We start from the raw sequence: 14,450 nt of genomic DNA on the forward strand, positions 1-14,450 counted from the left end.
TGCCGGTGAAATCCGGCACCTCGTATTCTCTGAGCTGATCCTGCCGGGTCAGTCCGGCAGAAGGAAATGATGGAGAAAAGGAGAGAGAAAGCATGAAACGAAACACCATGTCATATAAAGTAAAACAGTTTCTCATGTTTGCCGGACCGGCGACAGTACTGTTTTTTGCCGTGGTAATTCTTCCCTTTGTCTATGGTCTGTATCTGACTTTTACAAGTTGGGACGGCATTTCAAAGACAAAGCCATTTGTTGGATTAGCGAATTATCTTGCAGCGTTTAAAGATGCTGCTTACTGGCAGGCCCTTGGAAGAACTTTTATCTATTCAGCAATCGCTGTTATTCTGGTCAATGTGGTAGCGTTCCTGCTTGCTTATCTGGTAACAAGCGGAATCAAAGGACAGAATTTTTTCCGTGCAGGTTTCTTTGTTCCGAACCTGATCGGTGGTATCGTTCTTGGTTATGTATGGAAATTCGTATTTAACCGTGCACTGGTATCTGTTGGACAGGCTCTTTCAATTGGAGCACTTTCTACTTCCTGGCTGGCAACAACCAATGGAGCAATGCTCTGTCTGATCATTGTTTCTGTATGGCAGTATGCAGGTTATATGATGCTGATTTATGTAGCTGGTTTTATGAGTGTACCGAAGAGTCTTATGGAAGCAGCCCAGATCGACGGATGTACGAAATCTCAGGCAACATGGAATGTTACAGTACCTCTGATGAGAGCTTCTTTTGTACAGTGTCTGTTCCTGACTATCACACGATGCTTCATGGTTTACGATGTAAACCTTTCCTTAACAAAGGGCGAACCGTTCAATTCTTCTGTAATGGCAGCAATGCACGTTTACAATCAGGCGTTTACATATAAGAATTACGGAACAGGTCAGGCTGAAGCACTGATTCTCTTCGTTGTATGTGCAATCGTAGGTGTAACTCAGGTTTACATTGGTAAGAAAGGGGAGGTGGAAGCATAATGGATGCAAATGCACAGGCTGCACAGAAAAAAAAGGTATCTCATGCAATTATGATGATTGTGTTGGTAGCAGTATTCTTTTTATTTATCTTCCCTCTGATACTGGTAATTATCAACGTATTTAAGACCAAGGCAGATATTACTTCCAATCCGCTGGCACTGATCGGAGCACATGGCTTTACGATGGAAAACTTCCCGAAAGCTATGGAAAAGATGAATTTCCTTGTAGTATTCAAAAACTCTCTGATCGTTACCGTATGCGCAACAGTACTGACACTTCTGGTGTCTTCCATGGCTGCTTTTGTGATCGTACGAAACAACTGGAAAGCATGTAATCTGTTATTCTCCGGAATGGTAGCTTCCATGGTTATTCCTTTCCAGGTATTGATGATTCCTCTGGTTTCCCTCTATGGCGGAATTTTTGGAGTACTGAACAGCCGTATCACCCTGATTCTGATGCATGTAGGTTTTTCAGCATCTATGGCAACATTCATGTTCCATGGAGCAATTCGTACGAATGTCCCGATGGAACTGGAAGAGGCAGCGTTTATTGACGGATGTACCAGATGGCAGACATACTGGAAAATCGTATTTCCGCTTCTGAAACCGACGATTGCAACTGTAGCGATCATAGATGCGATGGCATTCTGGAATGACTACCTTCTTCCGAGCCTTGTTCTTGGACGTAAGGAATTATACACCATTCCGATTGCAACACAGGTATTCTACGGAACCTATTCTACAGATATGGGTCTTGTAATGGCAGCTCTGCTCCTTGCAATGCTTCCAATCTTAATCCTGTATCTGTTCCTGCAGCGTTACATTGTTGAAGGCGTTACATCAGGTGCCGTAAAAGGCTAAAGATTTTTCTTACGCGACAGGAATATAGAAGTGTATTCCTGCCGCGTTTTTTGCTTTGATTATATACACCTTAAGGAGGACATTCATGCAGAAAAGGAAAAAGAGACAGGCTTCTGCAAAGTCTGCTGTAAATAAAAAACCTGAAAATATGAAACCTGCAAATGAAAAGGTTACGACTATGAAACCTGAGAAGGAAACAGTTGTGATTGCACAGCCTGAAATTAAAAAAAATACAGTTGTTCAATCTGTAAATGAGAAAACTGCAGCTGTGAAAACTGAAACAGTGAAAATTTCTGCAGATACAGTAAAAAACATGGAAGATGCAGAATATCACCGTCGGTTTGAAAAACATGTTGATGAACTGAAATGGCTTTACATGGAAGTTTACCAGAATGAATGGATGTTTGATGAACTTTGTAAACAGATGTACCGGTTCTACATAGAGAGAAAAGCATCATTGAAGCAGATGGACCGTGATCGTGAAAAAGAGCCCAACTGGTTCAAAAAGAACGATATGCTGGGAATGATGCTCTATGTAGATAATTTTGCAGGAAATCTGCAGGGAGTGAAAAGCAAACTTGACTATCTGAAAGAAAGCAATGTCAATTATGTACATCTGATGCCGCTTTTGAAGACACCGAAGGGACGTTCTGACGGCGGATATGCAGTTGCTGATTTCCGGGAAGTACAGCCGGAACTGGGAACCATGGATGATCTGCGGGAAGTGACAGATGCCTGCCATGAGAGAAATATGAGTGTTTGTATGGATTTTGTCATGAATCATACATCGGAAGATCATGAATGGGCTGTCCGTGCCAAACAGGGCGACGGAGAGTATATGAGCCGTTATTTCTTTTTCCATAATTTTGATATCCCGGCTCAGTTTGAAAAAACAGTTCCGCAGGTATTTCCTACATCTGCTCCCGGAAACTTCACCTATTGTCCGGAGAATGGTCATTATGTCATGACAACCTTTTATCCGTATCAGTGGGATCTGAATTACCGTAACCCGAGAGTGTTTAATGAAATGATGTACAATTTCCTGTTCTTTGCAAATGCAGGAATCGATGTCATCCGTATTGATGCCGTACCATATATCTGGAAGGAACTGGGAACTGACTGCAGAAATCTTCCGAGGGTTCACACCCTTGTACGTATGATGCGTATGATCGGAGAAATCGTATGCCCGGGAATTCTTCTTCTCGGTGAAGTAGTTATGGAACCATCCAAAGTAACACCGTATTTTGGCACTGTGGAAAAACCGGAATGCCATATGCTCTATAATGTAACGACGATGGCAACAATGTGGAATTCCCTTGCCACCAGGGATGCAAGACTTCTGAAACGCCAGATGGATATCCTTGCGGCACTTCCGAAGGATTATGTGTTCCTGAATTATCTGCGCTGTCATGACGATATCGGCTGGGGACTGGATTACCCGACTCTTCGCAGCTGGGGAATGGAGGAACGTCCTCACAAACAGTATATCAACGATTTCTTTACCGGTGTGGCAGAAGGAAGCTACAGCAGAGGCGAGCTTTACAATGCAGATCCGGTGACCGGCGATGCCCGTTTCTGCGGTACTGCAGCCTCCATGTGTGGTGTGGAAAAAGCCGGATTTGAGCAGGATGAAGAACAGATGCAGCATGCCATTGCCAGAGATCTGATGCTTCATGCATTTATGTTTACTCAGTCCGGAATTCCGATGCTCTACAGCGGTGATGAAGTTGGTCAGACAAATGACTACACTTACAAGGAAGTTCCGGATAAAGCTCCGGATTCCCGTTATATCCACAGAGGAAAATTCAACTGGGAACTGGTTGACCAGATAAAAGAAAACGGCAGTGTTTCTGAAAAAGTTTACCATGGACTGGAAAAACTGGAGGAAATCCGTGCAAAGGAACCGGTATTTATGTCCAATGCGGTATTTTATACACTGGAAACTTACGAGCAGTCTATTATCTGTGTTGTAAGAGAATATGAAGGAGAAAGACTGATCGGTCTTTTCAATTTCAGTGAATTTGACAAAACTGCCTGGATTAATGAGGCAGATGGTGTTTATCAGGATCTTGTTACCGGAAAAGAAATGGTTGCAGTAGCTGTTGGCGTTCCGGGAAATGGATTCTTCTGGCTGAAACGGAAAAATTAACTAACAGAGGGTGAAGAGGCAAAATGACAAGTCAGACATTGCGTGATGCGCGCAGATACGAGGAAACTTACGAAAAAAGAATCAAAAAAGAAGACCGTCCGGAATTCCATTTTTCTTCAAGAGTGGGATGGCTGAACGATCCCAACGGTTTTTCTTACTATCAGGGGAAATATCATCTTTTTTATCAATATCATCCCTATGATCCGTACTGGGGTCCCATGCACTGGGGTCATGCGGTAAGTGAGGATTTGCTGCACTGGGAATATCTGCCTGCAGCACTGGCTCCGGATCAGCCTTATGACAGAGACGGATGCTTTTCCGGCAGTGCTGTGGAATTGCCGGATGGACGTCAGCTTCTGATGTATACCGGTGTGAAGAGAATTCCTAAGGAAGACGGCGGGTTTGTGGATGAACAGACCCAGTGTCTTGCTGTGGGCGATGGCATTGATTATGAGAAATGCGAACAGAATCCTGTACTGGATGAGAAGGATATTCCGGAAGGATGCAGCAAAGCAGATTTCCGTGATCCAAAAATGTTCCGGAATGAAGACGGCACTTACAGTATGGTGGCAGTAAACCGTGCTGCTGATGGAAGCGGACAGATTCTTCTTTATAAGAGTGAGAATGGCTTCCACTGGGATTTCAAAAGTGTTGTAAAAGAAAATCAGCATCGTTTCGGCGTGATGTGGGAATGCCCTGATCTTTTTAAACTGGATGGAAAAGATGTGATCATCTGCAGTCCGATGGATATGCTTCCGGAAGGATTTGAATATCACAATGGAAACGGAACACTTTGCCTGATCGGTACTTTTGATGAGGAAACAGGAAAATTCCAGGAAGAACATCATCAGACGGTAGATTATGGAATTGATTTTTATGCGCCTCAGACTATCCGTACGCCGGATGGACGAGTAGTTCTTCTGGGATGGATGCAGAACTGGGATACCGCACGTCTGCAGCTTCCGGATACAGCATGGTTCGGTCAGATGACAGTGCCGAGAGAGTTATCCATCCGAAACGGAAGACTTTATGAGAATCCGATTCGCGAACTGGAAACGCTTCGCCGCAATCGTGTGGAATATCAGGATGTGACAGTGGCAGATGGGGTTATCTCACTGGATGGTATCAGCGGCAGAAGAGTGGATCTGGAACTGGAGCTTTCTCCGGCGGATGAGGAAAAAGTATACGAGAAGTTTGCTGTCCGTTTTGCACAGGACGATGTGTATCATACAGCAGTCAGCTTCCGGCCGCATGAATCCATTCTGAAGCTTGACAGAAAATTCAGCGGTTCCAGAAGAGCTGCAATCCATCAGAGAAGAAGCCTTGTCCGTTCCGAAAACGGCAGACTCAAACTTCGTCTGATTCTGGACCGCTTCAGTGCGGAAGTCTTTGTCAATGACGGAGAACAGGTGATGACTATCACCATGTATACGGATCAGGCGGCAGACAGAATTTCTTTCTTTGCTGACGGAGCAGTAAAAATGAATGTGGTAAAATATGACCTTATTACGGATGCGGAATAAGGACATGAAAGAGAAGATCGGGTGATCGATTTTTGGAGAGTCTGGCAGAAATGCCAGACCCTTTTTGCGTTTGCGCGCCATGGGCGCGCTCTAACGGGTGTAAGTTCCGAATTCGCCCAGATAGTGGGAAGTGTATAGCCGAACAGCAATGGTCTTTCGATGGACTGTGAGGGAAAAATGTGTTATACTAGTTACATTTCATCGGAAAGGATTGTAATATGAAATCTTTAGTAATTGCAGAAAAACCTTCCGTTGCCAGAGATATCGCGCGGGTGATCGGAGCCGGACAGAAGGGAAACGGATTTCTGGAAGGCAGAGAATACGTTGTGACATGGGCTCTCGGACATCTTGTGACACTGGCAGATCCGGAAGAATATGATAAAAAATATATGAAATGGGAAATGTCCACACTTCCCATGATGCCGGAGAAGATGAAACTGGTGGTGATCCGGCAGACCTCGAAACAGTATCAGGCAGTGAAGACCCAGCTTTTCCGTAAGGATATCGGGGATATCATCATTGCCACAGATGCGGGAAGAGAGGGCGAACTGGTGGCACGGTGGATCCTGGAAAAATCTGGCTGTCATAAGCCGATCCGGAGACTATGGATTTCTTCGGTTACGGACAAAGCCATCAGAGAAGGATTTCAGAATCTGAGAGACGGACGGGAATATCAGAACCTGTACCGTGCAGCGGAAGCAAGAGCAGAGGCGGACTGGCTGGTTGGCATGAATGGAACGAGAGCACTGACCTGCAGGTACAATGCGCAGCTTTCCTGCGGGCGTGTACAGACTCCTACCCTTGCCATGATCGCAAAGAGAGAAGAAGAAATCAAAAACTTTAAACCGCAGGAATATTATGGGGCTGTTTTGCAGTGCGGTGATGTTCAGTGGACCTGGAAAGATTCCGCAAATGGAAGCTATCGTTCTTTCCGCAGGGATAAGATGGAAAAAATTCTTTCAGATACGTATACCGGCATTCTGGAGGTTACTTTCGTAAATCGCAAGGAAAAGAAGAGTTTTGCACCGGGACTTTATGACCTGACCACCCTTCAGAGAGAAGCAAATCAGCGCTACGGTTTTTCGGCCAAAGAAACGCTGAATATTATGCAGCGTTTGTATGAAAACCATAAAGTTCTTACCTATCCGAGAACAGATTCCAGATACATCGGCAGGGATGTGGTGCCGACAATCAAAGAGAGACTGAAAGCCTGTGGGACAGGTCCCTATAAAAAGCTTGCAGGTGCTCTTCTGAATAAGCCGCTTCAGACAAACAGTTCTTTTGTGGATGACAAAAAAGTCAGTGATCATCATGCAATCATTCCGACAGAACAGTTTGTGCAGCTGGATCATATGACAAATGAGGAGCGGAAGATTTATGATATGGTAGTGCGCAGATTTCTCAGCGTCCTTTATCCGCCGTTTTTATATGAGCAGGTGACAATGGAGGGAAAAGCTGCAGGACATACCTTTACAGCCAGCGGAAAAGTGATCAGAAGTGCCGGATGGAAAGAAGTTTATGAAGGAAGTTATGAAGAAAATGAGGAAGAAACGGAGGAGTCGATTCCAAAGGATCAGAAGCTTCCGGTGATCCGGGAGGGGGAACATCTCAGGATTGAGAAAGCTTCTCTTACATCGGGAAAGACGAAGCCGCCGGCACGGTTTACAGAGGCTACCCTGCTGGCTGCCATGGAAAATCCAGTGAAATATATGACGACCAGAGATGCACAGGCAGCAAAAACACTGGGAGAAACAGGCGGACTTGGAACTGTTGCCACAAGAGCGGATATTATCGAAAAGCTTTTCCATTCCTTCCTGATGGAGAAAAAAGGAAACGAAATTCACATCACATCCAAGGCGAAACAGCTTCTGGAACTGGTTCCGGAGGATCTGAAAAAGCCGGAGCTGACTGCTGACTGGGAACGCAAGCTCAGCGATATTTCCAGAGGAAAAATGCGTCAGGAGACATTTCTGGAAGAAATCCGGGGATACACGTGTGAAATTGTAGATGAGATCAAAACAGGGGATGGTACTTTCCGGCATGAGAATATCACAAATAAGGTCTGTCCGCGCTGCGGCAAACACCTTCTGGCTGTGAACGGCAAGAACAGTAAAATGCTGGTATGTCAGGACCGTGAATGCGGCTATCGGGAAACCGTATCGAGGACCACAAATGCCCGTTGTCCGAAGTGTCATAAACGAATGGAAATGATTTTGAAAGGAAAAGAAGAAACGTTTGTCTGTGCCTGCGGATATAAAGAAAAGCTTTCTGCTTTTCAGGCGAGAAGAGAAAAAGAGGGTGCGGGCGTCAACAAACGGGATGTGCAGAAATACCTGAAACAGCAGCAGAAAGAAGCAAGAGAACCGGTAAATAATGCATTTGCACAAGCTCTTGCAGGAATTAAGCTGGAATAGGATGAAAGATGGAGATATTCTGGAAAACTTTATGATATCGAGAATATGGATTCTGGAAAGCTGTATGGCATCGGGAAGATGCTGGTATTTCGGAAAGCTTTATGACATTGGAAGGAAATACCAGATTGGTAATAATAAAAAAATAACATATGAGGGAGAGGCATATGCGACGGGAAGTAGCTATAGAAGAGATTTCAGATGGAAGATTATACGAACTGAATGATATGGTCAAAGCAGACTGCCATGATTGTGCGGGCTGCTGCGACTGCTGTAAGGGGATGGGAAACAGCGTGGTGCTGGATCCTCTGGATGTGCACCGGCTTTCCGCGTATCTTAAGAAAGAACCGGAGAAACTTCTGGAAAGAGAAATTGCGCTGGATGTGTTTGATGGAAATATTCTTCCGCATCTGTGCATGACCGGACCAGAGGAAAAGTGTGTATTCCTGAATAGAGAGGGCAGATGTTCCATTCATCCGGCGCGTCCGGGATTCTGCAGGCTTTTTCCGCTTGGAAGATATTATGAGGACCACAGTTTTAAATATTTTCTGCAGATCCATGAGTGCCCGAAAACAAACCGAAGCAAGATTAAGGTTCGAAAATGGATTGATACGCCGGATCTGAAGCAATATGAGAAATATATTACAGATTGGCATTATTTTCTGAAGGATGTGCAGGAAGTTCTTTATGAAACGGAAGACACGGAGCTGATCAGAAATCTGAATCTTTATGTGGTAAATCGGTTTTATCTGAAACCATATGACAGCAGAACTGATTTTTATCCGCAGTTTTATGAGCGCCTGAAGGAAGGAAAAGAACTTCTGAGTCTAGAGTGTGTTTGAAAATTGCTTTCCGACAGATGTGCGTCACAATTTGTAGGGAATTTTCCTCAAATGAGGGAGGCATAGCGGGCTATGTTGACCGAATGCGAGGCAAATTTCCTGCAAAGTGGGGCGTGCAGATGACGGGAATGAATTTTTAAACAAACTCTAGGAGCAGAATAAGGTGAGAAAATAGGCCGCAGCAGAAAGAGGTTTCAGCAGAATACATGTGCAGAAACTCTTTCTGTTACGGCCGTTTCTTTTTGAGGGGATAGGGCTGTTTCGCATCGGTACGATCCAGCAGATAATCAACGCTGACATTATGGAAATCTGCGAGTTTACACAGCAGTTCCAGAGGAATCGCGTGTTCTCCAGTTTCATATCTGGAATAGGTGCGCTGGCCGACATTCAGAAAATGTGCCATGTACGTCTGGGTCAGATCCTTATCCTCTCTCAGTTCCCGGATTCGGCGGTAGACCACCATCTTCACCCCTTTATCTTTGGTAAAAATGCAAAACAATTCCATTGTACCTGACAAAACGGCAGCCATTAAATTTAAAGGGCTTTTATAGTAAACCGCGATTAGAATCATAATACAAGGATTGCTTTACATACTGTAAAATACTATATCTTAGACCAAATTAGGTAATTGGATAATAGACCGAATAAGACTAAAAAATAAAGGAATTGTGAGAGAAATAATTGCAGATATAGAGAAAAAATCACAAAAATATTCGAAAACATGTAATAGGAAAAAAGTTGGAGATATGACAAAAGCAATAGGAAGCAGGGAAAAACAACAGGAGAGGAGTGGTATGGCGTGAATCCGCAGATTGTACAGGGAATAGGAGGGTATCTGCTTGGCATGAATCTTCTGACCTGGATGCTTTATGGCATCGATAAACAAAAAGCACGCAGAAGAAGATGGAGAATACCGGAAAAAACACTGCTGTTTCTGGCAGCAGCCGGAGGGAGCGTGGGAGCTCTGACAGGAATGTATATGTTCCATCACAAAACGAAGAAATGGAAATTCAGACTGGGTGTGCCGCTGATTCTGCTGCTGCAGCTGGTTGCGGCAGGTATGGTATACAGTTATTTTCGGTAAGGAAGAAAACATTCAGATTTTGGTAGATATGGAAGGCAAAAGGATAAGTCAGATGTATTGGAACGTGTTTGAAAATTCTCCCTGACAGATGTGCGTCACAATTTGTGGGGAATTTGACTCAAATGAGGGAGGCGTAGCGGGCTATGTTGACCGAATGCGAAGTAAATTTCCTGCAAAGTGGGACGTGCGGATGGCGGTAATGAATTTCCCTTGTCTGGAAAAATCTCCTGCAAATTGTGATGCACATCTGTCGGAAAACAATTTCTAATAGATCTGACAGGAAATCGCAGAATTAAAAATGGACACTGCGTTTCTTATTATAATAAAATCAATAGATACAGACACCGGATCCCTTATAAGGTCTGCAGAAATTCCTGAACAAAGGGCAGGGCAGATCCTCTGGAAACGGCATCCACGCGGCATTTTCCCGGAAGAATGTAATCTGCCGGATCTCCAAATGTCGAGAGAGAGAATACTTCACGCCGCAGAAAATCTACATCCTGATCTTCGAAATAGGGGGTAATATGTCCTCCGAGGATAATTGTATTTTCGATAACCATGTGAAGATTGTTGATCAGTACGGCAAGGTCATGGAGGTAAGTATGCCAGCGGTTTATGCATTCAGAATTACCGGCAGATTTCTGTTCGAAAAAGCTGTCAAGTTTCTGGAAGTCAATGGTGCCTTCCAGAAGAGCAGAAGCAGAGCAGTAACATTCTGCACAGCCGCGTTTGCCGCAATAACATGGCTTTCCGTCCGGCACGAGTATCATGTGTTCAAAAGTACCGGATTTGCCGCTGATTCCGCGCTGAAGTTTTCCTTCCAGAATAACGGCGCCCCCGAGATGATCTCCGAGAGACAGATAAATCGCATTTTCCAGGGCAGGATTATCCCAGAGTTCGCTGATCGCTGCACATTCCGCGTCATGGATGAAACGGCACGGTGCCTGGAAAAAACGTTGAAATGCATCGATCGTCAGCCCGGTACAGTCGAGAATGCGGCCATAGATCACAGTGCGGCCGTCGGAGGAAACCAGACCCTGAATGCCCAGACCAATGCCGAGAAGCTGATCGGCCGGAATATTTTGTTTCTTTAAAAATGAATAGATATTGCTGCTTAATGTTTCAAAATAATCATCCCCTGTGGAAAACTGCAGCGGGATTTTTTCTTTTGCTATTTTATGACCGGAGAGATCGATGGCAACAAGAAAGGCCATGTCTCCGAGAATTTCAACACCGATAGCAATTCGGGCATTCATGACTGCTGAATAGGCGGTAGCTTTCCTGCCGATATTGGAACTGAGCTGTCCGGCTTTTTCGATGAAACCTTCTTCAGAAAGAGAAGTCAGATGCTGAGTGACAGTGGGAAGACTCATGTTCAGCGCATTGGCGATGGATTGGCGGGAGCTTCCCGGATTGGTGTAGATAAAATGATAAATGTCTGAACGATTTTTCTTTTTGATGTCTGATAAAGAAAACTTTTCCATAGATCAAATCCTCCAGGTATAATGGTGAATTCATTTCGTAAAATGAATTCACATATTTGTTATTATATCAGAACTCATTTTGAAATGCTACCGTAAATACGGAGTCTTTTATTGCCGAAGGAACTCTGAAATGAATTTTCAAACACACTCTGGAGATGCTGAACAAATAATCATATGGCTAATAGGAAGGTATCATGGAATGTAACTAAAATTTACCTGACATTTTTGTCTGTAATTACATATTGCGAAAGAAATGATTTTGTTATATTATAAAAATATATTAAATAAAATGATTTTATAAAATAAGCGAACATAATTAAAGCGAAAAGGAGAATACATTATGGGAATTATTGAGAAAATGAGACTGGACGGCAAAAAAGGCTTTGTTACAGGCGCTGCAAGAGGAATTGGCAAATGTACTGCTACTGCATTTGCAGAAGCAGGCGCAGATGTGGCAATCGTTGATATTGACATTGAAGAGGCGAAGAAAACAGCAGCAGAGCTTGCTGAGAAAACCGGAAGAAAGGTGATCGCCATCCAGACAGACTGCACAGACAAGGAACAGGTGGATGCTATGGTCGCTCAGGTTGTGAAAGAACTGGGCGGACTGGATTTCTGCCATAACAATGCGGGAATCTGCATCAATGCTCCGGCTGAAGAAATGACATACGAACAGTGGCTGAAGGTCATCAATATTAACTTGAACGGTATTTTCCTGACAGATATTGCAGCAGGAAAATATATGCTGGAAAATGGCGGCGGTTCCATTATCAATACTGCTTCCATGTCTGCACATATCGTCAATGTACCGCAGCCGCAGTGTGCTTACAACGCTTCCAAGGCAGGCGTGATCCAGCTGACAAAATCCCTGGCAATTGAATGGGCAAAACGCGGTGTACGTGTAAACTGCATCAGCCCGGGATATATCGGAACAGAACTGACACTGAATTCTCCGTCTCTGAAACCGCTGATCGAGCAGTGGAATGCAATGGCACCTATGGGCCGTATGGGAAAACCGGAAGAACTGGAGTCCATCTGTGTATACCTTGCAGGAGACACCAGCAGCTTTACTACAGGATCTGACTTTGTAATTGACGGAGCATTTACCTGCTTCTGATAAGAGTAAGTCCTGAATCATAAAATGAAGAAAAAAGAGTCCGGAAAAAGATTCTGAAAAAATTCCGGAAAGAGAAATCTTTTTATTATCGTATATGTGACCTCTTTGATTATGGAGTGTATTACATATAAAGAAAGAGCCGATGCAAAAGCAGAAATTTTCTGCTGATGCATTGGCTCTTTCATTTCATGTGGCTGGTACATCGAACACGCTCTAGTTATTGTAATTGTTTTGCTGTACTTCAAACACGCTCTAGGAAAGAAGCTCCCGTACCATTTCCGGATCAAAGACAACTTTGGGCACATGATTGACTTCAATCTGATAAAGGGCGTTTGCTGCCATGTGTTCTGCGGCCTGTTCAAGATCACGGATACCGGATGTCTCTGCATAGATTTCAATCACTGTATCCAGTGCATCATCAGGAACCACACATTCTTCTTCTTTCAGACCCATACGTTTCAGGATTTTCGGAAGGGCAAATCTGGAAAAGATGATTTTCTTCTCCTCCGGTGTATAATCCGGGATTTCGATTACTGCAAAACGTGACATCAGAGGTGCGCTGATCTGACTCTTGTCATTGGCCGTTGCGATGGGATAGACTCCGAAGGTTGGAATCATACATTCCATATAATTATCGGTAAATCCAAGGTTGTCCAGAAGCGTCAGAAGAACGTCTGCAGGATTTCCATTTCCTTTACCGGAAGAGGCTTTGTCCAGTTCGTTGATGATAAAAACAAGATTGGATTCCCCTGCCATGGAAAAGGCTTCCATAATGATACCGGGTTTGGCATTGGCATAAATACGGGAGCTTCCGGTAAGCTGCTCCGGATCGTTGATGGAACTCATGTCAAGCGTAGTCCACGGAAGCTTCAGGATGCGCGCAACCGCGTAGGCAATCTGGGATTTTCCGGTTCCCGCTGGTCCTACCAGAAGAAGTCCGTAGGCGGGAAGGGTATGGGTACGGTTGATCTGAATAATGGTTTCGATGATGCGCTGTTTTACACGTTCCATTCCATAAAGTTCTTCGTCCAGGATCCGGCGTGCCTCCACCGGGTCAATGGATTCAAAATAGTCATTTTTCCACTGGATATTCATCATGATGGAAAGAGCTCGCTGTGCATGACGCCGTTCTTCCGGAGTTACTTCGTGGGAACGCGCAACTGCAAGATTTCTTCTTGCCCAGAGACGTACATTTTCGGGAAGGGTTTTTCCGGCACAGGTGATAAAGTCGGTGATACTCTGAAGACTTGTCAGTTTCATATCATCTCCAATTTCGTCCTGGTCGTCATCTTCGGCTTCTTCCGAAGGGGCACTGCTTGCCAGAAGCCGGTCGATCATATACTGAAGAAAACCGTCTTCTGCAGAAAGCTTGGTTCCGCCTCCAAAAGCGATTTCACGGATTTTGTATACGGCATATCCGTCCGGACGGTTGGCACCGGAGAGACGGACACTGATATGATTTTCGCCAATCCACTTGATCAGGCTGACAAAACGTGCGTCAAGCTGAAGAATGTCTGCACTGACAGTTCCTCCTTCCTCGTTGAATTCAAAGGCAGTCCGGCTGCCGGGATTGCTGAAAACACCGCAGGAATGGTGCTTCCATGGCTGAATATGGTTGTCCAGAATAAGGATCGGCTTTTCCGGTGAAGTGACAGAATCATTGGTTCGAAATGTCGTATAGGTACATATAGAATTATTTCTGTTGTCTGTTTTGGTATCAGGGGTGTTTCTGAAATCAAATACTGGCATAATTAGTATACTCCTTTGCTGTGATTGCCTGTACAGAGAATAACTGTTCCGGCGATGTGTGAATGATTGATCGATGTACTGGTCAGCTGTTATTCTTTGTGCCGGCTTATACAAGACTATCGGATACATCATACCATATTTCTCCATAATTGTGCATATTTTTATCACAAAAGTAAATGAGAGAATGTTTACACAAAAGAAAATAAGAGTATGTTTACAGAGAATATTATGTGAGGGTCATGCACGCAGGCAAGGGA

General features: G+C 44.3%; 13 protein-coding genes and 2 pseudogenes. 11 read left to right on the top strand and 4 right to left on the bottom strand.

Annotated elements, in window-relative coordinates; genetic code table 11:
* Window positions 1-92 precede the first annotated feature (92 nt).
* The 6 genes from ACTNEW_RS02040 to ACTNEW_RS02065 all read left to right on the top strand — a co-directional run bounded on the left by ACTNEW_RS02040 (window position 93) and on the right by ACTNEW_RS02065 (window position 8,759).
* Window positions 93-974, top strand: a complete 882-nt coding sequence (locus ACTNEW_RS02040; protein ID WP_441057279.1) for a carbohydrate ABC transporter permease — start codon at window positions 93-95, stop codon at window positions 972-974.
* Complete coding sequence (locus ACTNEW_RS02045) at window positions 974-1,834, top strand: carbohydrate ABC transporter permease (protein ID WP_441057281.1); 861 nt, start codon at window positions 974-976, stop codon at window positions 1,832-1,834. The genes ACTNEW_RS02040 and ACTNEW_RS02045 overlap by 1 nt, the downstream gene beginning before the upstream one ends.
* Before the next feature lie 313 nt (window positions 1,835-2,147).
* A complete protein-coding gene (locus ACTNEW_RS02050) occupies window positions 2,148-3,983 on the top strand; it encodes an alpha-amylase family glycosyl hydrolase (RefSeq protein WP_441058090.1) in 1,836 nt (611 codons plus the stop codon).
* Between the two features lie 23 nt (window positions 3,984-4,006).
* On the top strand, window positions 4,007-5,506 hold the full coding sequence (locus ACTNEW_RS02055; protein WP_441057283.1) for a glycoside hydrolase family 32 protein: 1,500 nt from the start codon (window positions 4,007-4,009) through the stop codon (window positions 5,504-5,506).
* 218 nt (window positions 5,507-5,724) lie between these two features.
* Entirely contained in the window at window positions 5,725-7,920 is a 2,196-nt protein-coding gene (locus tag ACTNEW_RS02060; protein ID WP_441057284.1) for a DNA topoisomerase III, read from the top strand.
* A 164-nt stretch (window positions 7,921-8,084) separates the two neighbouring features.
* Window positions 8,085-8,759, top strand: a complete 675-nt coding sequence (locus tag ACTNEW_RS02065; protein WP_441057286.1) for a YkgJ family cysteine cluster protein — start codon at window positions 8,085-8,087, stop codon at window positions 8,757-8,759.
* Here ACTNEW_RS02065 and ACTNEW_RS02070 read toward each other — a convergent pair.
* Window positions 8,708-8,839, bottom strand: a pseudogene (locus ACTNEW_RS02070) (DUF6783 domain-containing protein); the annotation flags it as partial. The gene ACTNEW_RS02065 and the pseudogene ACTNEW_RS02070 sit on opposite strands and share 52 nt — an antisense overlap.
* Here ACTNEW_RS02070 and ACTNEW_RS02075 point away from each other — a divergent pair.
* Window positions 8,816-8,899 (top strand): annotated as a pseudogene (locus tag ACTNEW_RS02075) (DUF6783 domain-containing protein); the annotation flags it as partial. The pseudogenes ACTNEW_RS02070 and ACTNEW_RS02075 overlap by 24 nt on opposite strands.
* A gap of 86 nt (window positions 8,900-8,985) precedes the next feature.
* On the opposite strand, the gene ACTNEW_RS02080 reads toward ACTNEW_RS02075, so the two are convergent.
* A complete protein-coding gene (locus ACTNEW_RS02080; RefSeq protein WP_441057288.1) occupies window positions 8,986-9,264 on the bottom strand; it encodes a helix-turn-helix domain-containing protein in 279 nt (92 codons plus the stop codon).
* Window positions 9,265-9,427: 163 nt separating this feature from the next.
* Here ACTNEW_RS02080 and ACTNEW_RS02085 point away from each other — a divergent pair, with 163 nt between their 5' ends.
* The 3 genes from ACTNEW_RS02085 (at window position 9,428) to ACTNEW_RS02095 (ending at window position 10,111) form a co-directional block, all read left to right on the top strand.
* Window positions 9,428-9,562 (top strand): hypothetical protein, encoded by a 135-nt coding sequence (locus ACTNEW_RS02085; RefSeq protein WP_441057290.1) that lies wholly within the window; start codon window positions 9,428-9,430, stop codon window positions 9,560-9,562.
* Window positions 9,559-9,843, top strand: coding sequence for a DUF1294 domain-containing protein (locus ACTNEW_RS02090; protein WP_441057292.1), 285 nt, complete (start codon window positions 9,559-9,561; stop codon window positions 9,841-9,843). Before ACTNEW_RS02085 ends, ACTNEW_RS02090 begins: the two co-directional genes overlap by 4 nt.
* An 88-nt stretch (window positions 9,844-9,931) precedes the next feature.
* Window positions 9,932-10,111 (top strand): DUF6783 domain-containing protein, encoded by a 180-nt coding sequence (locus ACTNEW_RS02095; RefSeq protein WP_441057294.1) that lies wholly within the window; start codon window positions 9,932-9,934, stop codon window positions 10,109-10,111.
* 85 nt (window positions 10,112-10,196) lie between these two features.
* Here ACTNEW_RS02095 and ACTNEW_RS02100 read toward each other — a convergent pair whose 3' ends face one another.
* Window positions 10,197-11,327 carry an ROK family transcriptional regulator gene (locus ACTNEW_RS02100; RefSeq protein ID WP_441057296.1) on the bottom strand — a complete coding sequence of 377 codons (1,131 nt, stop codon included), beginning with the start codon at window positions 11,325-11,327 and terminating at the stop codon, window positions 10,197-10,199.
* A gap of 340 nt (window positions 11,328-11,667) precedes the next feature.
* On the opposite strand from ACTNEW_RS02100, the gene ACTNEW_RS02105 reads away from it, so the two are divergent.
* Window positions 11,668-12,444 carry an SDR family oxidoreductase gene (locus ACTNEW_RS02105; RefSeq protein ID WP_441057298.1) on the top strand — a complete coding sequence of 259 codons (777 nt, stop codon included), beginning with the start codon at window positions 11,668-11,670 and terminating at the stop codon, window positions 12,442-12,444.
* A 252-nt stretch (window positions 12,445-12,696) separates the two neighbouring features.
* Here ACTNEW_RS02105 and ACTNEW_RS02110 read toward each other — a convergent pair whose 3' ends face one another.
* Window positions 12,697-14,193: an AAA family ATPase gene (locus ACTNEW_RS02110; RefSeq protein ID WP_441057300.1), complete on the bottom strand. Its 1,497-nt coding sequence runs from the start codon at window positions 14,191-14,193 to the stop codon at window positions 12,697-12,699.
* Between the last annotated feature and the right edge of the window lie 257 nt (window positions 14,194-14,450).

The sequence above is a fragment of the Blautia sp. HCP3S3_G3 genome (assembly GCF_052063365.1).
Lineage (GTDB): Bacteria > Bacillota > Clostridia > Lachnospirales > Lachnospiraceae > Blautia_A.

What these genes read in the sequence shown, in the direction of transcription:
- ACTNEW_RS02050 (WP_441058090.1), top strand. Translation starts at nt 2,148, where the DNA reads ATGGAAGATGCAGAATATCACCGTCGGTTTGAAAAACATGTTGATGAA.
- ACTNEW_RS02105 (WP_441057298.1), top strand. Translation starts at nt 11,668, where the DNA reads ATGGGAATTATTGAGAAAATGAGACTGGACGGCAAAAAAGGCTTTGTT.
- ACTNEW_RS02110 (WP_441057300.1), bottom strand. Translation starts at nt 14,193, where the DNA reads ATGCCAGTATTTGATTTCAGAAACACCCCTGATACCAAAACAGACAAC.
- ACTNEW_RS02080 (WP_441057288.1), bottom strand. Translation starts at nt 9,264, where the DNA reads ATGGAATTGTTTTGCATTTTTACCAAAGATAAAGGGGTGAAGATGGTG.
- ACTNEW_RS02040 (WP_441057279.1), top strand. Translation starts at nt 93, where the DNA reads ATGAAACGAAACACCATGTCATATAAAGTAAAACAGTTTCTCATGTTT.
- ACTNEW_RS02045 (WP_441057281.1), top strand. Translation starts at nt 974, where the DNA reads ATGGATGCAAATGCACAGGCTGCACAGAAAAAAAAGGTATCTCATGCA.
- ACTNEW_RS02060 (WP_441057284.1), top strand. Translation starts at nt 5,725, where the DNA reads ATGAAATCTTTAGTAATTGCAGAAAAACCTTCCGTTGCCAGAGATATC.
- ACTNEW_RS02100 (WP_441057296.1), bottom strand. Translation starts at nt 11,327, where the DNA reads ATGGAAAAGTTTTCTTTATCAGACATCAAAAAGAAAAATCGTTCAGAC.
- ACTNEW_RS02065 (WP_441057286.1), top strand. Translation starts at nt 8,085, where the DNA reads ATGCGACGGGAAGTAGCTATAGAAGAGATTTCAGATGGAAGATTATAC.
- ACTNEW_RS02095 (WP_441057294.1), top strand. Translation starts at nt 9,932, where the DNA reads ATGTGCGTCACAATTTGTGGGGAATTTGACTCAAATGAGGGAGGCGTA.
- ACTNEW_RS02055 (WP_441057283.1), top strand. Translation starts at nt 4,007, where the DNA reads ATGACAAGTCAGACATTGCGTGATGCGCGCAGATACGAGGAAACTTAC.